The sequence below is a fragment of the Actinomyces sp. HMSC075B09 genome (assembly GCF_001812395.1).
Classification (GTDB): Bacteria; Actinomycetota; Actinomycetes; order Actinomycetales; family Actinomycetaceae; genus Gleimia; species Gleimia europaea.
On record NZ_KV808735.1, the window covers coordinates 194,246 to 210,289 of the forward strand.

16 protein-coding genes are annotated in these 16,044 nt (G+C 56.7%); all 16 read left to right on the plus strand.

The features are described from left to right. Positions 1 to 79: 79 nt before the first annotated feature. Positions 80 to 2,077: a threonine--tRNA ligase gene (thrS, locus tag HMPREF2854_RS05455; protein ID WP_070620117.1), complete on the plus strand. Its 1,998-nt coding sequence runs from the start codon at positions 80 to 82 to the stop codon at positions 2,075 to 2,077. Continuing rightward, positions 2,077 to 2,619, plus strand: coding sequence for an HIT family protein (locus HMPREF2854_RS05460; protein WP_070620120.1), 543 nt, complete (start codon positions 2,077 to 2,079; stop codon positions 2,617 to 2,619). Before thrS ends, HMPREF2854_RS05460 begins: the two co-directional genes overlap by 1 nt. Further along, complete coding sequence (gene pgsA / locus HMPREF2854_RS05465; protein ID WP_070620123.1) at positions 2,619 to 3,239, plus strand: phosphatidylinositol phosphate synthase; 621 nt, start codon at positions 2,619 to 2,621, stop codon at positions 3,237 to 3,239. The genes HMPREF2854_RS05460 and pgsA overlap by 1 nt, the downstream gene beginning before the upstream one ends. Then, positions 3,236 to 4,126 carry a phosphatidylinositol mannoside acyltransferase gene (locus tag HMPREF2854_RS05470; protein ID WP_083309411.1) on the plus strand — a complete coding sequence of 297 codons (891 nt, stop codon included), beginning with the start codon at positions 3,236 to 3,238 and terminating at the stop codon, positions 4,124 to 4,126. Before pgsA ends, HMPREF2854_RS05470 begins: the two co-directional genes overlap by 4 nt. Then, positions 4,123 to 5,298 (plus strand): glycosyltransferase family 4 protein, encoded by a 1,176-nt coding sequence (locus HMPREF2854_RS05475; RefSeq protein ID WP_070620125.1) that lies wholly within the window; start codon positions 4,123 to 4,125, stop codon positions 5,296 to 5,298. The genes HMPREF2854_RS05470 and HMPREF2854_RS05475 overlap by 4 nt, the downstream gene beginning before the upstream one ends. A 2-nt stretch (positions 5,299 to 5,300) precedes the next feature. Next, the gene (locus HMPREF2854_RS05480) at positions 5,301 to 5,807 is read left to right on the plus strand and encodes a hypothetical protein (protein ID WP_070620129.1); all 507 of its coding nucleotides are present in this window, start codon (positions 5,301 to 5,303) and stop codon (positions 5,805 to 5,807) included. Then, entirely contained in the window at positions 5,800 to 6,339 is a 540-nt protein-coding gene (locus HMPREF2854_RS05485; RefSeq protein ID WP_186822492.1) for an NUDIX hydrolase, read from the plus strand. The genes HMPREF2854_RS05480 and HMPREF2854_RS05485 overlap by 8 nt, the downstream gene beginning before the upstream one ends. Before the next feature lie 33 nt (positions 6,340 to 6,372). Beyond that, positions 6,373 to 7,134 (plus strand): YebC/PmpR family DNA-binding transcriptional regulator, encoded by a 762-nt coding sequence (locus tag HMPREF2854_RS05490; RefSeq protein ID WP_070620135.1) that lies wholly within the window; start codon positions 6,373 to 6,375, stop codon positions 7,132 to 7,134. Next, a complete protein-coding gene (gene ruvC / locus HMPREF2854_RS05495) occupies positions 7,134 to 7,766 on the plus strand; it encodes a crossover junction endodeoxyribonuclease RuvC (protein WP_034507610.1) in 633 nt (210 codons plus the stop codon). Before HMPREF2854_RS05490 ends, ruvC begins: the two co-directional genes overlap by 1 nt. Before the next feature lie 26 nt (positions 7,767 to 7,792). Then, complete coding sequence (gene ruvA / locus HMPREF2854_RS05500; RefSeq protein ID WP_070620137.1) at positions 7,793 to 8,383, plus strand: Holliday junction branch migration protein RuvA; 591 nt, start codon at positions 7,793 to 7,795, stop codon at positions 8,381 to 8,383. Then, positions 8,376 to 9,404 (plus strand): Holliday junction branch migration DNA helicase RuvB, encoded by a 1,029-nt coding sequence (gene ruvB / locus HMPREF2854_RS05505; protein WP_070620140.1) that lies wholly within the window; start codon positions 8,376 to 8,378, stop codon positions 9,402 to 9,404. The genes ruvA and ruvB overlap by 8 nt, the downstream gene beginning before the upstream one ends. Positions 9,405 to 9,523: 119 nt before the next feature. Then, entirely contained in the window at positions 9,524 to 9,973 is a 450-nt protein-coding gene (yajC, locus tag HMPREF2854_RS05510) for a preprotein translocase subunit YajC (protein ID WP_070620143.1), read from the plus strand. Between the two features lie 39 nt (positions 9,974 to 10,012). Beyond that, entirely contained in the window at positions 10,013 to 11,935 is a 1,923-nt protein-coding gene (gene secD, locus HMPREF2854_RS05515) for a protein translocase subunit SecD (protein ID WP_070620146.1), read from the plus strand. Positions 11,936 to 11,937: 2 nt separating this feature from the next. After that, complete coding sequence (gene secF, locus HMPREF2854_RS05520) at positions 11,938 to 13,035, plus strand: protein translocase subunit SecF (RefSeq protein WP_070620149.1); 1,098 nt, start codon at positions 11,938 to 11,940, stop codon at positions 13,033 to 13,035. A gap of 5 nt (positions 13,036 to 13,040) precedes the next feature. After that, positions 13,041 to 13,583, plus strand: a complete 543-nt coding sequence (locus HMPREF2854_RS05525; RefSeq protein ID WP_034507624.1) for an adenine phosphoribosyltransferase — start codon at positions 13,041 to 13,043, stop codon at positions 13,581 to 13,583. A gap of 99 nt (positions 13,584 to 13,682) precedes the next feature. Then, the gene (locus HMPREF2854_RS05530; RefSeq protein ID WP_070620152.1) at positions 13,683 to 16,037 is read left to right on the plus strand and encodes a RelA/SpoT family protein; all 2,355 of its coding nucleotides are present in this window, start codon (positions 13,683 to 13,685) and stop codon (positions 16,035 to 16,037) included. Positions 16,038 to 16,044: the final 7 nt, after the last annotated feature.

A 16,044-nucleotide genomic window follows, 5' to 3' on the forward strand; every position in this document is an offset into this window, starting at 1 on the left:
GGCTACCTTTTACACTGGACCGTGCGAGCGCGGTACGATAACAACTAGTAATTCGTTTGGAAGATTATTAGGAGTTCTCGTGGCCGAAATCAGGGCGCAAATTGATGGTGAAGAAGTCTCTTTTGAGGCGGGTACCACCGGTACGGAGTTCTTCAAGGATCAGCGCACGATTATCGCGATGCGAGTAAACGGCGAGGCTAAGGATCTGTACCTGGAGATTCCGCAGGGCGCTACCGTCGAAGGCATTGATATCAGCTCTGACGAAGGTTTGGCCATTTTGCGTCACTCGTGTACGCACGTAATGGCACAGGCGGTACAGGACATCAACCCGCAGGTTAACTTGGGAATCGGTCCGCCGGTCAAGGATGGCTTCTACTACGATTTCGGCAACGTAGACCCATTTACCCCCGAGGATCTCAAAGAGATCGAGAAGCGCATGAAGCGGATCGTGAAGGAGGGCCAGGTTTTCCGCCGCCGCGTCGTGTCTGCAGAGGAAGCCGAGGCTGAACTGGCTGATCAGCCGTATAAGCTTCACCTCATCTCATCAAAGGGGAATACAGACGCCGAGGGAGCTTCTGTTGAGGTCGGGGGCAGTGAGCTCACGATGTACGACAACCGCAATCGCAAGGATGAGACGGTTTGGACCGACCTTTGCCGCGGCCCACACATTCCTAATACGAAGCTGATCGGAAACGGCTTTAAGTTGATGAAGACTTCGGCCGCTTACTGGCTGGGTAACCAGGCCAACGATCAGCTGCAGCGTATTTACGGTACTGCATGGCCATCGAAGGATGAACTGACGGCTTACATCACCCGTCTTGAGGAAGCTGAGAGGCGTGATCACCGCAAGCTGGGCAACGAGCTTGACCTGTTCTCGTTCCCGGACGAGGTTGGGTCCGGTTTGGCCGTATTCCACCCGAAGGGCGGCATTGTCCGCATGGAGATGGAGGAATACTCACGCAGGCGTCATATTGAGGCCGGCTATGACTTCGTGTACACGCCGCACATCACCAAGGGTGCGCTTTTTGAGAAGTCGGGCCACCTGAGCTGGTACAAGGACGGTATGTATCCGGCTATGCACCTGGACGAGGTTGTTGATGAAGAGACCGGAAAGGTTGTGAAGGAGGGGCAGGACTATTACCTGAAGCCGATGAACTGCCCTATGCACAATCTGATTTTTGCGTCGAAGGGGCGTTCTTACCGCGACCTCCCACTACGTCTGTTTGAGTTCGGCACGGTTTACCGATACGAGAAGTCGGGCGTGGTCCATGGCCTCGCGCGCGGGCGCGGGTTTACCCAGGATGATGCGCACATCTACTGCACGCGTGAACAGATGAAGGATGAGCTAACCGGTCTCCTTGAGTTCGTACTGGACTTGCTTCGCGATTACGGCCTCGATGATTTTTACTTGGAGCTGTCCACGAAGGATCCGAACAAGTTTGTAGGTGACGATGCGACGTGGGAAGAGGCAACTCGTACGCTCGAAGAAGTAGCTACGGCTTCGGGTTTGGATCTAGTTCCAGATCCGGGCGGTGCAGCATTCTACGGCCCGAAGATTTCAGTACAGGCTAAGGATGCTATCGGTCGCACTTGGCAAATGTCGACGATCCAGTTGGACTTCAACCTGCCCGAGCGTTTCGAGCTGGAGTACACGGCGGCTGATGGTACGCGCAAACGTCCGGTGATGATTCACCGCGCTCTGTTTGGCTCCATCGAGCGTTTCTTTGCTGTCCTCACTGAACACTACGCGGGTGCTTTCCCGGCGTGGCTCGCTCCCGTACAGGTTCGGGCGATTCCGGTTGCCGACGTCTTCACGGACTACTTGGAGGAAGTCGCGGGCAAGCTCCGTGCGCAAGGCATTCGCGTAGAAGTGGACAAGTCGGATGACCGTTTTGGTAAGAAGATCCGCAACGCGTCGAAGGATAAGATTCCATTCACTTTGATTGCGGGCGGTGAGGACGCAGAGGCCGGCGCGGTTTCATTCCGCTTCAGGGATGGTTCGCAAGACAACAACGTACCCGTTGACGAGGCAGTAGCACGCATTGTCACAGCGGTGAAGGAACGGCGAAATAACTGATGGAGGTAGAAAGCTCACTTCAGTTTGCGGGGGTCCCGGACGCATTCCAGCGTCTGTGGACGCCGCACCGCATGGCGTATGTTGAGGGCGAAGAAAAGCCGGCAACGACTAGTAGCTGCGACTGCCCCTTTTGTCGCGCGCCTTCGCTAAGCGATGAAGAGGGCCTGATTGTTCATCGAGGTGAGCACGCGTTCGTCCTCATGAATCTATTCCCATATAACTCCGGCCACCTACTGGTATGCCCCTATAGGCATATTTCGCTGTATCCGGACATAAGCGTGGAAGAGCGCAATGAGATTGCGGAGCTAACCGTGCGCGCGATGGAGGTACTCACCACGGCAGTGGGGGCGCAGGGCTTCAATCTGGGGATGAATCAGGGCGAGGTAGCGGGCGCAGGTATTGCGGCGCACCTGCATCAGCACGTTGTACCCCGGTATAAGGGGGATGCGAACTTCTTGCCCGTGATTGGGCAGACCAAGGCTGTGCCGCAGCTGATTGAGGATGCGAGGCAGATTCTGGTTGCAAACTGGGAGCGTGTGTAATGCTCGGAAATCATGGTAGGGGACTGGTAAAGCAGGTTTTCACGGGGCCAGCCAAGGTGCTCGCTCGCCTTGGCGTCACGCCGAACCAAGTGACGGTAGTGGGTACAGTCCTCTCTATCGCGGCCGCTGTAGGCCTTCTAGGAACTGGACAATGGATAATCGGACCAATCGTGCTGGCAGTTATCCTATTCGCAGATTCGCTTGATGGAACTCTCGCGCGGCTGACCGGTAGCTCATCCACCTTTGGGGCCTTCCTCGATTCCACTCTTGACCGGCTCAGTGATGGTGCCGTGTTCGGCTCCCTCACTTTTGCGATCGCCGCGCACTACGCTCCTTCCTCGGAGAGAACCTGGGCGTTCATAGCTGGCCTCATTTCGATGATTGGCGCGGTGACGGTTTCATATGCTCGAGCCCGAGCCGAGGCTGTGGGCGCGCAGGCGAAGGTGGGTATTGCCGAGCGTACGGACAGACTAATCGTTGGGCTTGTGGGAGCGTTCCTGGTTGGCTTGGGGCTACCGCTTTGGGTCATGGCGCTCGCCCTCACCTGGGTTGCCTTTGCTTCACTCTTTACGGTGGCTCAGCGCATTTTCGCTGTGAAGCGGGAGCTGAGCGGTAAGTGAGCCACGGCCTCGTTACGACTTTTAAGGCGCTCGGACACGTACCCCCACGGGTAGCGGCGGGTCTTGGTCGAGGTAGCGGCGTTGTGGCCTCGTTATTTGACTCCAAGTCCAAGCAGCAACTGATTGCAAACCATCAGCGCCTTAGCGATAAGCCGTTGGATAGCGCGCATATTCGCGAGGCATTTGCATCCTATTTTGAAATGTTCGCTCAGTCTCCCTCGCTGCCCGGGTGGAGCAAAACGCGGATTACACGAAGTATGTCTGTTGACGACGATTTGGCTCAAGCGGTTGCCCAAGAGGACGGCCCTATCGTTATCGCGATGACCCACGGGGGAAATTGGGATCTAGCTGCGGCCTTCGCCTCGTTTCATCTTGCCCCGGTCGTTACGGTTGCAGAGGCGCTCGAACCACCGGAGTTATTCGACTACTTTGTGGAAAGCCGCGCAGCGTTTGGCATGAAAGTGTTCGCTGCAAAAAGGGGTGTGTTCGAGCAGCTCCGCGAATACGTACGGGGCAAGCATGTGATGGTTCCTCTGCTTGCCGATCGCGATATTTCAGGTAGCGGCATTGAAGTAGACTTTGGCGGTCATAGTGCGCTGGTTGCGGCTGGGCCGGCCGCTCTTGCTAGTCAGTTGGACGCTCCGCTATTTGCCCTGCACATGAGCCGCCTGCCGGGTCGGGAAGCAACCTATCACCTGCATGCCAGGCAGGTAGAGGTAACCGGCGACATACCGGCTGACACACAGCGTTGGGTGGACGCTATTGTGCCGCTCATTCGATCGAACCTTGCGGATTGGCACATGATGCAACCGCTGTTTGTAGAGGATTTGGATCCCGCGCGGCTCGCTCGCGCCAGGGAGCGTGCCAAGAGGGAGGACACGCAGTGAAGATCGGGATTGTTTGCCCGTACTCGTTTGATTCGCCTGGTGGCGTGCAATATCACGTGAATGATCTTGCAACTGAGCTTCTTCGTCGCGGGCATGAGGTAAGTGTGCTCGCCCCGGTTGAAAAGGCCGATGTTCCCGAATTTGTTTGCAAGGTCTCTGGGTCTTACTCGGTGCCTTACAACGGTTCGGTTGCCCAGTTGTCTCTCAGTCCCAAAGCAGTGAGTGAAACAAAAGCGTGGCTTGAAGAAGGCAAATTCGATGTTGTGCATATTCATGAGCCTCTGGCCCCCTCAATCTCGCTGATTGCCTTGGCGAACTCGAAAAGCCCTATCGTTGCCACGTTCCACACCTCAATGGTGAAATCGAGGTCGTTGAAGCTGGCCGTTCCCATTCTGCGGCCTCTACTCGATCGCATTAGCGGGCGGATCGCGGTGTCCAACGAGGCGCGTAGAACCCTCATTGAACACCAGGGCGGTGACGCGGTCATCATTCCCAACGGGGTTTACCGCGAGCCGTTTGCGAATGCACCCGATATTGAAAAGTGGAAGGGCACGCGGGAGCGCCCGACCCTGTTTTGGATTGGACGCATCGATGAGCCGCGCAAGGGATTGCACGTGCTTGCCGGCGCAATAGACGAGGTTGTGGCCCGGCATCCGAATGTCCGCTTCATAATTGCCGGGCGCGGCGATGATGCGCCGGTGCGCGAGCTGATGGAGAGGTACCCGGACAACGTCGAGTTTGCAGGGGACGTGGATCCGCAGACTCGCAACTCGCTCTATCACGGGGCAACTGCTTATATAGCACCGCAAACTGGAGGAGAGTCGTTTGGGATCGTCCTGGTTGAAGCAATGTCGGCCGGGACGCTGGTGATTGCTTCTGATATTGAGGCTTTTCGCCTCGTGCTCAATGGGGGAGCTCTGGGGCGCCTATTCACTTCGGCTGACTCGGCCGATTTAGCGCGGGTTATTAACGACGTCCTCGCCCGCCCTGAAGAGGCTGCCCGGTTGGCCGAAACGGGGCACGAGGCGTCGAAGATGTACGACTGGGGTGTAGTGACGGACAAGATCCTCGCGGTATACGCCACCGTGGTTGGAACTGCCAGTGTGGAGGTGGAGAACACGGATACGCTGATAGATTCGTTGCGCCAGTATTTTGCTAACAGAAGGGATTAGCCGTGGGAGTAAAGGTTTTGGCTGTAACCCTGGTATTGCTTGTGCTGGTGGGACTGTGGCTGGTTTCGCGAGCGCGGCGAGTAGACCGCTTGCATAGGCAGGTGGAGCAGGCTCGAGTGGTCATGTTCAACCATTTGAAGACCCGCCGGCAAATCCTCAAAACCGCATTGAACGATGGTTCTTTTGGGGCGGACTTCCCATCCGACGAGTTAGCACAGTTACTTGCAACTGCACCGGCGGGGCAAAGCGACCACACGGGAGCAAGCGAATCTGATATTTCAGCCTGGCTCGTGCGGGTTTGGGACCAGGTTGAGCGCGAGAATCCGCAGATTGCCCAAAAACTGCGCATCAATGGCTTCGAACTACGCGCGGCAAGGCGTTTTTATAATCAGCAGGTAGCGCAGGTGGTAAGGCTACGTTCACAGGCGGACGTGCGGATGTTCCACCTTGCTGGGCGCGCACCAATGCCTGAACCGTTTGACTTCGACGATGAGGCTCCTCGTGCTTGAAAAAGAGTACGAATGGCCGATTGGTGAAGATGGATTACCAACTCGCCATGCGGCTCGAGTCATTTTGATTGACGAGGCGGGCCGCGTGCTACTTGTGCACGGCCATGATGCAAATGATTTGGGTCACTCCTGGTGGTTCACGGTGGGCGGCGGCTTAGAAGCGGGGGAGAGCCATCGCGAAGCGGCGGTGCGCGAGTGCTTTGAGGAAACGGGCATCAAGTTGGATGCGCGTGATCTGGAAGGCCCGGTCATCTGCAGGGATGCGAAAATGTTCTTCGCTGACCGCACGCGTAGGCAAATCGAACAGTTCTTTTTAGCGCGCGTGGCCGCGGTGGAGTTGGACTATTCGCATTGGAGCAACGACGAGCGCAACCTACTAGATGAAATGCGCTGGTTCCATGTGGACGAGGTAATGGAGCTGTGCGGGAGAGAGAATGTTTTCCCCAGCCAGTTGCCGCGCTTGCTGGCGAAATGGCGAGATAACGAAGGCGTGCGTTCTTGCGTTAAAATCGATGAGTACAATAAAACGTAACTAAGCGGTTAAAACAGTTTTGGGAGGTTCTTCATGTCAGGGCATTCAAAGTGGGCAACTACCAAGCACAAGAAGGCTGCAATTGACGCGAAGCGCGGCAAGCTTTTTGCTCGTCTTGTAAAGAACATTGAGGTAGCGGCTCGCACGGGTGGTGGCGATCCGGATGCTAACCCAACCCTTTACGATGCTATTCAAAAGGCAAAGAAGAACTCGGTTCCCAACGACAACATTGAACGCGCGCGCAAGCGCGGTTCGGGTGAAGAAAGCGGTGGCGCTGACTGGGAAACCATCATGTATGAAGGTTATGGTCCCAATGGCGTTGCAGTTCTAGTTGAGTGCTTGACCGATAACCGCAACCGCGCCGCGTCGGATGTGCGCGTTGCTTTCACGCGTTCGGGTGGTTCGCTTGCCGATCCGGGTTCGGTTTCGTACCTGTTTGCTCGTAAGGGCATTATTGAGGTGCCTAACCAGGGCGATACGGATGAAGACTCGATCCTCATGGCCGTGCTTGATGCAGGCGCTGAAGAGGTAGAGGTCGAGGGCGATGAATTCCACATCTTGTGCCAGCCAAATGATTTGGTGGCCGTCCGTACCGCTTTGCAGGAGGAGGGCATCGACTACAACTCGGCTGAGGTTGGTTTTGTGCCTTCCACCAAGGTGGAGCTGGAAGCTGAAGGCGTGCGCAAGATCATGAACATGATTGATGCTTTGGAAGAGTCTGACGACGTGCAGGATATCTACACCAACTTCACGGCTTCCGACGAAGTACTAAAGGAATTCCAAGAGGAAGAGTAGTGCGCGTACTCGGTATTGATCCGGGTTTGACCCGTTGCGGCATCGGCGTTGTTGACGTCGATGCCGCGCGTCGTACCAGCCTCGTTCACGTTGGGGTGGCCCGTAGCTCGCAGTCTCTGGCCACACATTTTCGGCTTGCAAAAATTGGGGATGAAATAGACCTCGCAATAAAAACCTACGAGCCCGAGGTAATGGCTATTGAACGCGTTTTCGCTCAGGATAACCTCCAGTCGGTAACTACAACGATGCAGGTCATGGGTGTGGCGATGCTGTGCGCGGGCAGGGCAGGGTTGCCACTCGCGATTCACACACCTTCGGAGGTGAAGGCGGCGGTCACAGGTTCGGGCACTGCCGGTAAGGCGCAGGTACAGCATATGGTTGCGCGCGTGCTTGGGTTGCAAAAGGTGCCTAAGCCGGCCGATGCGGCGGACGCACTCGCAATCGCTATCTGTCACGCGTGGCGCGGTACGGGGCTTCAGGGCGCCGGCCAGGATGGTGATATTAATGTGTCACTGTCCGGTGGCGTCTCCGCTCGAGGGAAGATGACTGCGGCTCAGCAGCAGTGGGCAAACGCGATCGCGACAACGCGCCGTAAGGGTGCGGTTGATCCCCGTGTCCAGGGTAAGCGTTAGGGTTGTTGCAGGACTAAAGGAGCACAATGATCTCTTCGCTAAGTGGGCAGGTGGCGTCGATCGACCCGGATTTTGCCGTGATTAAGGCAGGGGCGTTCGGTATGCGGGTGTACATGCCCGGCCGCTCGTTGCTTGAAATTCGCCGCGGCGAAGACGTGGATGTCTATACGAATCTGGTGGTCCGAGAGGATTCGCTTACCCTGTTTGGGTTCCTCCTTGAGGACGAGTCTGAGGCGTTCGATATTTTGCAAGGGGTTTCCGGTATTGGCCCGAAGACTGCGCTTGCTGCACTGAACGTGTATACGCCAGATGAGTTACGAGGCGCTTTGGCCGCGGCTGATGAGAAGATGCTGCAGAAGATTCCGGGCATCGGCAAGAAGTCGGCGCAACGCATGATTTTGGAGATTGGTGACAAGCTCGGGCCGGCGAAGGGTCTTACTTTGGAGCCGCAACCGGTGGCTGATGAGGTTGCTGATGAAGTCATTGCCGCGCTACAGAGCTTGGGGTGGCAAAAGCAGCAGGCTCAGGCTGCTGTCGATCAGTTTGCGGGCAGCGGTTTGAATGCCTCCGACATGCTGCGCGCCGCGCTGGTAAACCTGGGAGGTAACCGTGGATGAGAATACTGATCGTATAGTGGGCGCGGACGCGGGCGATATAGAGCGCGCAGCAGAAGCCGCTCTACGCCCAAAGCAACTTGAAGACTTTATTGGCCAGCAAACGGTTCGCGCGCAGCTTGACCTGGTTCTTTCTGCTGCACATCACCGCAACACGACGCCCGATCACATTTTGTTGGCGGGCCCTCCCGGGCTTGGCAAAACAACGCTCGCAATGATTGTGGCCAACGAGATGAACTCTTCGCTGCGGCTCACCTCCGGGCCTGCGATTCAGCATGCTGGGGACCTCGCCTCGATCCTGTCCGGATTGCAGGAGGGCGATATCTTGTTCATCGACGAGATTCACCGCCTTGCCCGCACTGCAGAAGAGATGCTTTACCTGGCAATGGAAGATTTTCGCGTAGACATTATCGTGGGCAAGGGTCCAGGAGCCACGTCAATTCCGCTCACCCTCCCGCCATTCACCGTGGTGGGAGCAACCACCAGGTCCGGCCTGCTTCCCGCCCCTTTGCGCGATCGCTTTGGTTTCACTGCGCACCTGGAGTACTACGAGGCAGATGAACTCGAACTTGTGGTAAAACGCTCGGCAAACCTGCTTGGTGCACGTTTGGATCAGCGAGCGGGCGCAGAGATCGCGCGTAGATCCAGGGGAACACCGCGCATTGCGAATAGGCTGCTCCGCCGCGTCCTCGATTATTCGCAGGTACACGGCGACGGGCATATTGATCTTGAGTCGACGAGGGCGGCCCTGGAACTGTTCGAGGTGGATCCGCAGGGATTGGACAGGTTGGACCGCGCCGTGTTGGAGGCGTTAGTGCGCCGTTTTGGGGGCGGTCCGGTGGGGCTTGCAACGCTGGCTGTTACGGTTGGAGAAGAGCCGGAAACTGTTGAGACCGTGGCGGAGCCTTACTTGGTGCGGGAAGGTTTCATGATTCGCACCCCGCGCGGCAGAGCGGCAACCGCTCAGGCGTGGAACCATATGGGACTTACCCCGCCAGAGCCGGGAACGCTATTCGACGGTTAAAAGCGCGAATGTGACCAAACGCGAACTTCTTATGGGTACTAGAAGGGTGCATTTGGGCGGCAATAACAATAGAATCACCTAGGATACAAACGATATTTAGGAGTCGACCCTTGGAATTCATGATCATCCTTCTCATCATGCTCGCTGTGTTGATGTTTATGTCTTCGCGTGGAAGAAAGAAGCAGCAGGAGCAGCTCGAGAAGATGCACGACGAGATTGGCATTGGCTCTTGGGTCCGTACCGCTTCTGGGTATTACGGCATCGTGTCGGATATTGATGGTGACGTTTACATTCTGCAGTCGCCGAGCGGTGACGAAACATATTGGGATCGCCGCGCTATCGCGATGGCAGCTGAGCCTCCGTTTGAGTCCACTCTTGCGGGTGATGACGAGAACGTAGACGAGGTGGGCGAGATCACCGCACAGCCCGAAGAAGAGGCCGCTGTGGAACCTGTGCAAGAGGATTTGCCAGAAGCGCCGGTGCAGGATACGGACGGCGGCGAAGAGGACGCCGAGGACATTTGGGATGACTCCTTCACTAAGTCGGATAAGCCTCGCGAAGAGAACTAGGTGCCAGTTTTAGGCGCAAGAAAATAACAAGGAACCAAAGTGGCTAAGAAAGCGAGTAGACCCGGGCGTAAGTTGATGAGCCTTGGGATCCTCATAATAATTGCATTAATAACGCTCGGAATTGGGTCTGCACGCGGTAGTGCGAGCATGGTGCCCGGCCTTGCACTCGATTTGCAAGGTGGTACGCAGCTGATCTTGACGCCTACTCCGCAAGAGGGCGAGGACATTAAGGATGTCACCGTCGCTCAGGAGGACCTGGATCAGGCTATCGAGATCATCCGCAAACGTATTGACGCATCCGGCGTTGCTGAGGCTGAGATCACGAGCCAGGCGGGGCGCAACATTGTTGTGGCGCTGCCCGGTGAGCCTAGCGAGGAAACTTTGAACCTCGTGCGCTCGTCTGCAGTTATGAGGTTCCGTCCGGTCCTTGCTGCGGGTGATCCCGCGGTTGTTGACCCGGAGAAATACAAGAACGCTCAATCGGGGGAAGGCACGGATCAGAACGTGACTGACCCCAGCGCGCAGCCCTCAGAAACTGAGCCCGCAGAAGAACAGGCCGAGCCTACGGCTGCTGAGGGACCGGATTTGTCGCAGCTGACACCGGAAGAGCTTGCTAATACCCTCGCGGATACGAACAAGGACGGCGAGATTTCCGATAAGCCGGTGGCTGAGCCGAAGGATAATTCGGATCCGAACTGGGTTACCGAGCAGGTTCTGCATACTTTCTTTACCACGGACTGTAAGGCGCCCGAACAGCGCGCGAAGGGATCGGTTGACGATCCGGCGCAACCACTGGTTGCCTGCGATGTTGAGGGAAACGAGAAGTACATTCTCGGCCCGGTTGATCTTGAAGGTATTCACCTAACTTCTGCAACGGCGGGCATGAACCGAAATGAGCAGGGCCAATCCACAGGTAAGTGGATTGTTTCGCTTCAGTTCGACAAGGAAGGTACTGACATCTTCGCGGATGTCTCCAAGCGTCTGGTAGATCTACAATCGGTTGATCCCACGCGTAACCGCTTCGCAGTGGTGTTGGACGGCAACGTGATTTCCGCCCCTCGCATGAACAGCGTTATTCCGAATGGTTCGGCGCTTATCGAAGGTAACTTCACCGCAGATTCGGCCCGCGCTTTGGCTAATCAGCTCCAGTTTGGTTCGCTCCCGCTTAACTTCACGGTTGAGTCCGAGCAACGTATCTCCGCAACGCTTGGCGCAGACCACCTGCGCACCGGCCTCCTAACCGGCATCATCGGCCTCGTGCTCGTGTTGCTGTACCTGATCTGGCAGTATCGCGGCTTGTCGATACTTGCAGGCGGCTCGCTCATTGCAGCGGGTGTGATCGTCTATACGCTCATCACGCTCCTTTCATGGCTCATGGGATACAGACTCTCCCTGGCTGGCGTGGCCGGTCTGATCGTGTCGGTTGGTATTACCGCAGACTCATTCATCGTCTACTTTGAACGTATTCGCGATGAGGTGCGGAGCGGACGCCCGCTGGTTTCGGCAGTGAGCGAAGGCTGGGATCGTGCAAAGCGCACGATTATCGTCTCTGACCTCGTGAACCTCCTGGCTGCTGCGGTCCTTTACTTCTTGGCAGTTGGCGGCGTGCAGGGCTTTGCATTCACTCTGGGCCTGACCACCCTCGTCGACCTTGCAATCATCCTGTGGTTCACCCACCCGCTTATGGAACTCCTCGTTCGCACCGAGTTCTTTGGCGGTGGTCACAAGCTCTCCGGTCTTGATCCGGAGCACCTGGGCGCTAAGTCTGCCGCGATTTACGCAGGCCGAGGCCGCTTCCGTGAGCCGAAGCGAAATGAGAAGCACGCAAAGAGCGCGGACCAGCCGGGGCGTAAGTCGATTGCACAGCAGCGTCGTGAGGCTGAAGAAGCGGCAAAGATGGAAGCCGAGGCGGCAGTGGTTGACACCGCCGAGGATGCCTCCACGGAAGAGGAGGGGAAGTAACAATGAGTATGGCTTCATGGGGCAATGCCCTATATGCGGGAGAGAAATCCTACCCGTTCATTAAGAACCGTAAGGTTTGGTTCACCACGGGTGCAGTGGTGATCTTGATATCGATCCTTTTGATCACGGTTCGCGGGCTCAACCCGTCAATCGAGTTCCGCGGCGGATCTCAGTTTGCCCTCGCGCACGTACAAACCACCGAGCAGCAGCTCGCGTACGACGTGATGAAGGCCAACGGCGTAGGCGAAGGGGTTAAGGTCTCTCAGCTTGGCACCGACGGACTGCGCGTGCAAAGCCAGGACATCGGTGCGGATAAGACCGCTACTGTTCGAGCAGCGTTGGCGCAGGCTTACGGCATTTCTGAAAGTGACGTTGATGCAACCAACATCGGTCCATCTTGGGGTGCAGATGTGACCAAGAAGGCGTTGCAATCGCTCGTGATCTTCCTGGTTCTCGTGGGCGCCATGATGGCGTTCTACTTCCGTTCTTGGACGATGTCGCTGTCCGCTCTGTGGGCGCTACTTCACGACGTTTTCCTAACGGTTGGATTCTTCAGCCTTATCCAGGTGGAAGTATCGCCGGCTACGGTAATTGGCTTCCTCACGATTCTGGCGTACTCGCTGTATGACACCGTGGTTGTGTTTGACCGTGTGCGCGAGCTTACCCGCAACGTTACAAAGCAAACCCGCTACACGTTTGGTGAGCTAGTAAACCTGGCGGTTAACCAAACGCTCGTGCGTTCTATTAACACGTCTATCATCGCGCTCCTGCCCGTTGGGTCTATTCTGTTCCTCGGATCCTTCCTGCTTGGTGCGGGCACACTGACTGATATTTCGCTCGCCCTGTTTGTAGGCATGACGGTCGGTACTTTCAGCTCCGTGTTCATCGCGCCGGCCGTACTGGTAATGCTTGAGGGCAAGCGCGAACGCATCGGTGGCCACACCAAGAGCGTTCTAGAGGCGCGCGGGGATAAGCTAGTGAAGGTCGGTACCGACGCGTCAGATAATGACTCGACGTTCGAGACCGTACATACGTCGAATCTCAAGCCCGGTCATCACCTGGGCCAAGCCGCACAGCCAAAGCGTAAGAAGAGGAAGTAAGGGCAATGAGTAAAGACCTACTGCGTAGTCGGATTGAACCGCTTATCAAAGACAATCTGCGTGAGATTCCTGACTTCCCGGATCCGGGTGTTCTCTTCCGCGACATTACGCCACTGCTCGCTAACGGTGAGGCTTTCAAGGCCCTTATCGATGCGCTTGCAGACCACTACCGTGGCCGCGTTGATGCGATTGCCGGTTTGGAATCGCGAGGCTTCATTCTGGCCGCTCCGCTTGCAACTGCGCTTGGCGTGGGCATGATTACGGTACGCAAGGCAGGGAAGCTTCCCGGACCTGTGATTGGCGTAAACTACACGCTCGAGTATGGCGAGGCTCGCATGGAGCTCCGTCCTGATTCCGTTAAGGAGGGCAGTCGCGTTCTCATCATCGATGACGTGCTCGCAACTGGCGGAACCTCCGCTGCAGCAGTTGAACTGATCAAGCAATGTGGGGCCGAGGTCGTTGAGGTGAACGTTCTACTGGAGCTTTCAGAGCTTGGAGGGCGCGCGAAGCTCGAGGGAATTCCCGTTGAAGCTGGCGTGATTTTTTAACTCTTCGCTAACCCAAAGCCAATACTGTATGCCCGTCCCGCATGGGACGGGCATACAGTAATTTCAAATATCATTTTGTGTTTGAGATAACATGAGGGAATGACGTCGAATACTGGTAACACAGACAGCGCTAATCCGGTAAGTGGTTCGCGCGTGCGGTCCAGCCTGCTGTGGTTCGGGTCGCGCAGACGCTCAACCGCACCCGAGATTGAGCCCCTTATCCGTGCTGTAAAGGCCTATCACCCGAAGGCTGAAACCGATGTCATTGAACGCGCGTACGTAACTGCAAAGAGGTATCACGAAGGACAGATGCGCAAGTCCGGCGAGCCGTATATTACGCACCCCGTCGCCGTTGCAACTATCCTCGCAGAGATCGGCATGACCCCTCCAACTCTCGTGGCCGCTTTGCTCCACGACACGGTTGAGGACACCGAGTACACACTTGAACAGCTCAGCGCTGATTTTGGTCAGGACATAGCACTCCTCGTTGATGGCGTGACAAAGCTAGACAAAGTGAAGTACGGGGCGGCGGCGCAGTCTGAGACGCTTCGCAAAATGATTGTGGCTATGTCTAAAGACATCCGTACGCTCTTGATTAAGCTGGGGGACCGCCTTCATAACGCCCGCACGTGGCAGTACGTGCCGCGCGAATCAGCGCAGAGGAAGGCGCGCGAGACGCTCGAGATTTATTCGCCGCTTGCGCACCGGTTGGGCATGAACACGATCAAGTGGGAACTTGAAGAGCTTTCCTTCAAAACGCTTTATCCGGAGATTTATCAAGAGATTGACCGGTTGGTCACCGAGCGCGCACCCGAGCGTGACAAATTCCTGCGTGAAGTGGTTTTAACTATCGAGGACGATCTTCGGGAGAACGGCGTGCGTGGCACGGTTTCGGGGCGGCCGAAGAACCACTATTCGATCTATCAAAAGATGATTGTGCGCGGTAAGGCGTTTGACGATATTTACGACCTCGTGGGCGTGCGAGTGCTCGTTGAGTCGGTGCGCGACTGTTACGCGGTTATCGGCGCTATTCACGCGCGCTGGCAGCCAATGCCAGGACGTTTCAAAGACTACATTGCAACGCCGAAGTTCAATCTATACCAGTCGCTCCACACCACGGTGATGGGGCCGGGTGGGCGGCCAGTTGAGATCCAGGTGCGTACCTATGAGATGCATGACCGCGCCGAGTACGGTGTGGCTGCGCACTGGCGGTACAAGCAGGATCCCAACGCGTCCCAGACCTCGAGCGCCGACTCGGACCGGATGAAGCCGGAAGAGCAAATGAACTGGTTGCGAGGCCTTATTCAAATGGAGCGCGAAACCGGTGATCCGGAAGAGTTCCTGGATTCGCTCCGTTACGAAATTGCCGGCGACGAGGTGTACGTGTTCACCCCGAAGGGCGAGGTGCAGGTTCTACCCGCGGGCGCAACTCCCGTAGACTTCGCCTACGCTGTGCACACCGAGGTGGGACACACAACTGTAGGCGCACGCGTGAACGGCAAGCTTTCTAGCCTCGAATCGAAACTGGAGAGCGGCGATATCGTTGAGGTTTTCACTTCGAAGGCTCCGAACGCAGGCCCTAGCAGGGACTGGCTGAACTTCGTGGCGTCTTCGCGGGCGCGTTCAAAGATCAAAGCGTGGTTCTCCAAGGAGCGCAGAGAAGAGGCCATCGAGGCCGGCAAGGAAAAACTTGCCCGCACCATGCGCAAGCAACACCTGCCGCTACAACGCCTCATGAATCACGACACCATCGTGGGAATCGCTGCATCCATGGGCTACCCCGACATCGGTTCGCTTTATGCCGCGATTGGGGAGGGCGGGATTTCTGCCCAGAGCGTGATGCAAAAGATCATGCAATCCCTCGGTGGGGATTTCGGAACCGAAGAAACTCTCTCCGAGGGAGTCACGCCGGGCGCGCATCAAAACAGATGGGATCCCACCACAGCCGGCTCGGACGTCCTCGTTGAAGGCATGGGCGGCGGTGACGTGTGGGTCAAGATCGCGAAGTGTTGCACGCCGGTGCCGGGCGACCCGATCATTGGGTTCATTACCCGCGGGCAGGGGGTTTCCGTACACTCACCGGATTGTTCTAACGCCGTAGCGCTACAGCGCAACCATCCGGAGCGTTTCGTGAACGTCGAGTGGAGCACAAACGCATCCTCAAACTATCTGGTGAAGATTCAAATTAAGGCGCTGGATCGCGCTCGGCTGCTGGGGGATCTAACCCAGGTGCTCTCGGACTATCAGGTGAACATTCTCTCGGGCAATATGTCCACTTCGCCGGATCGAGTAGCAACAGTGCGCTTCACTGTTGAAATGGCTGAGCCTTCGCACATTAACGCCACGTTGAACGGTTTGCGCCGCGTGGACGGAGTGTTTGAGGCTGCGCGCGTTCATGGCGGACACTCTACGAAGGCGAAGAACAAGAAAAAGCAGAAGCAACCCCGCCCATAGCTGGGTA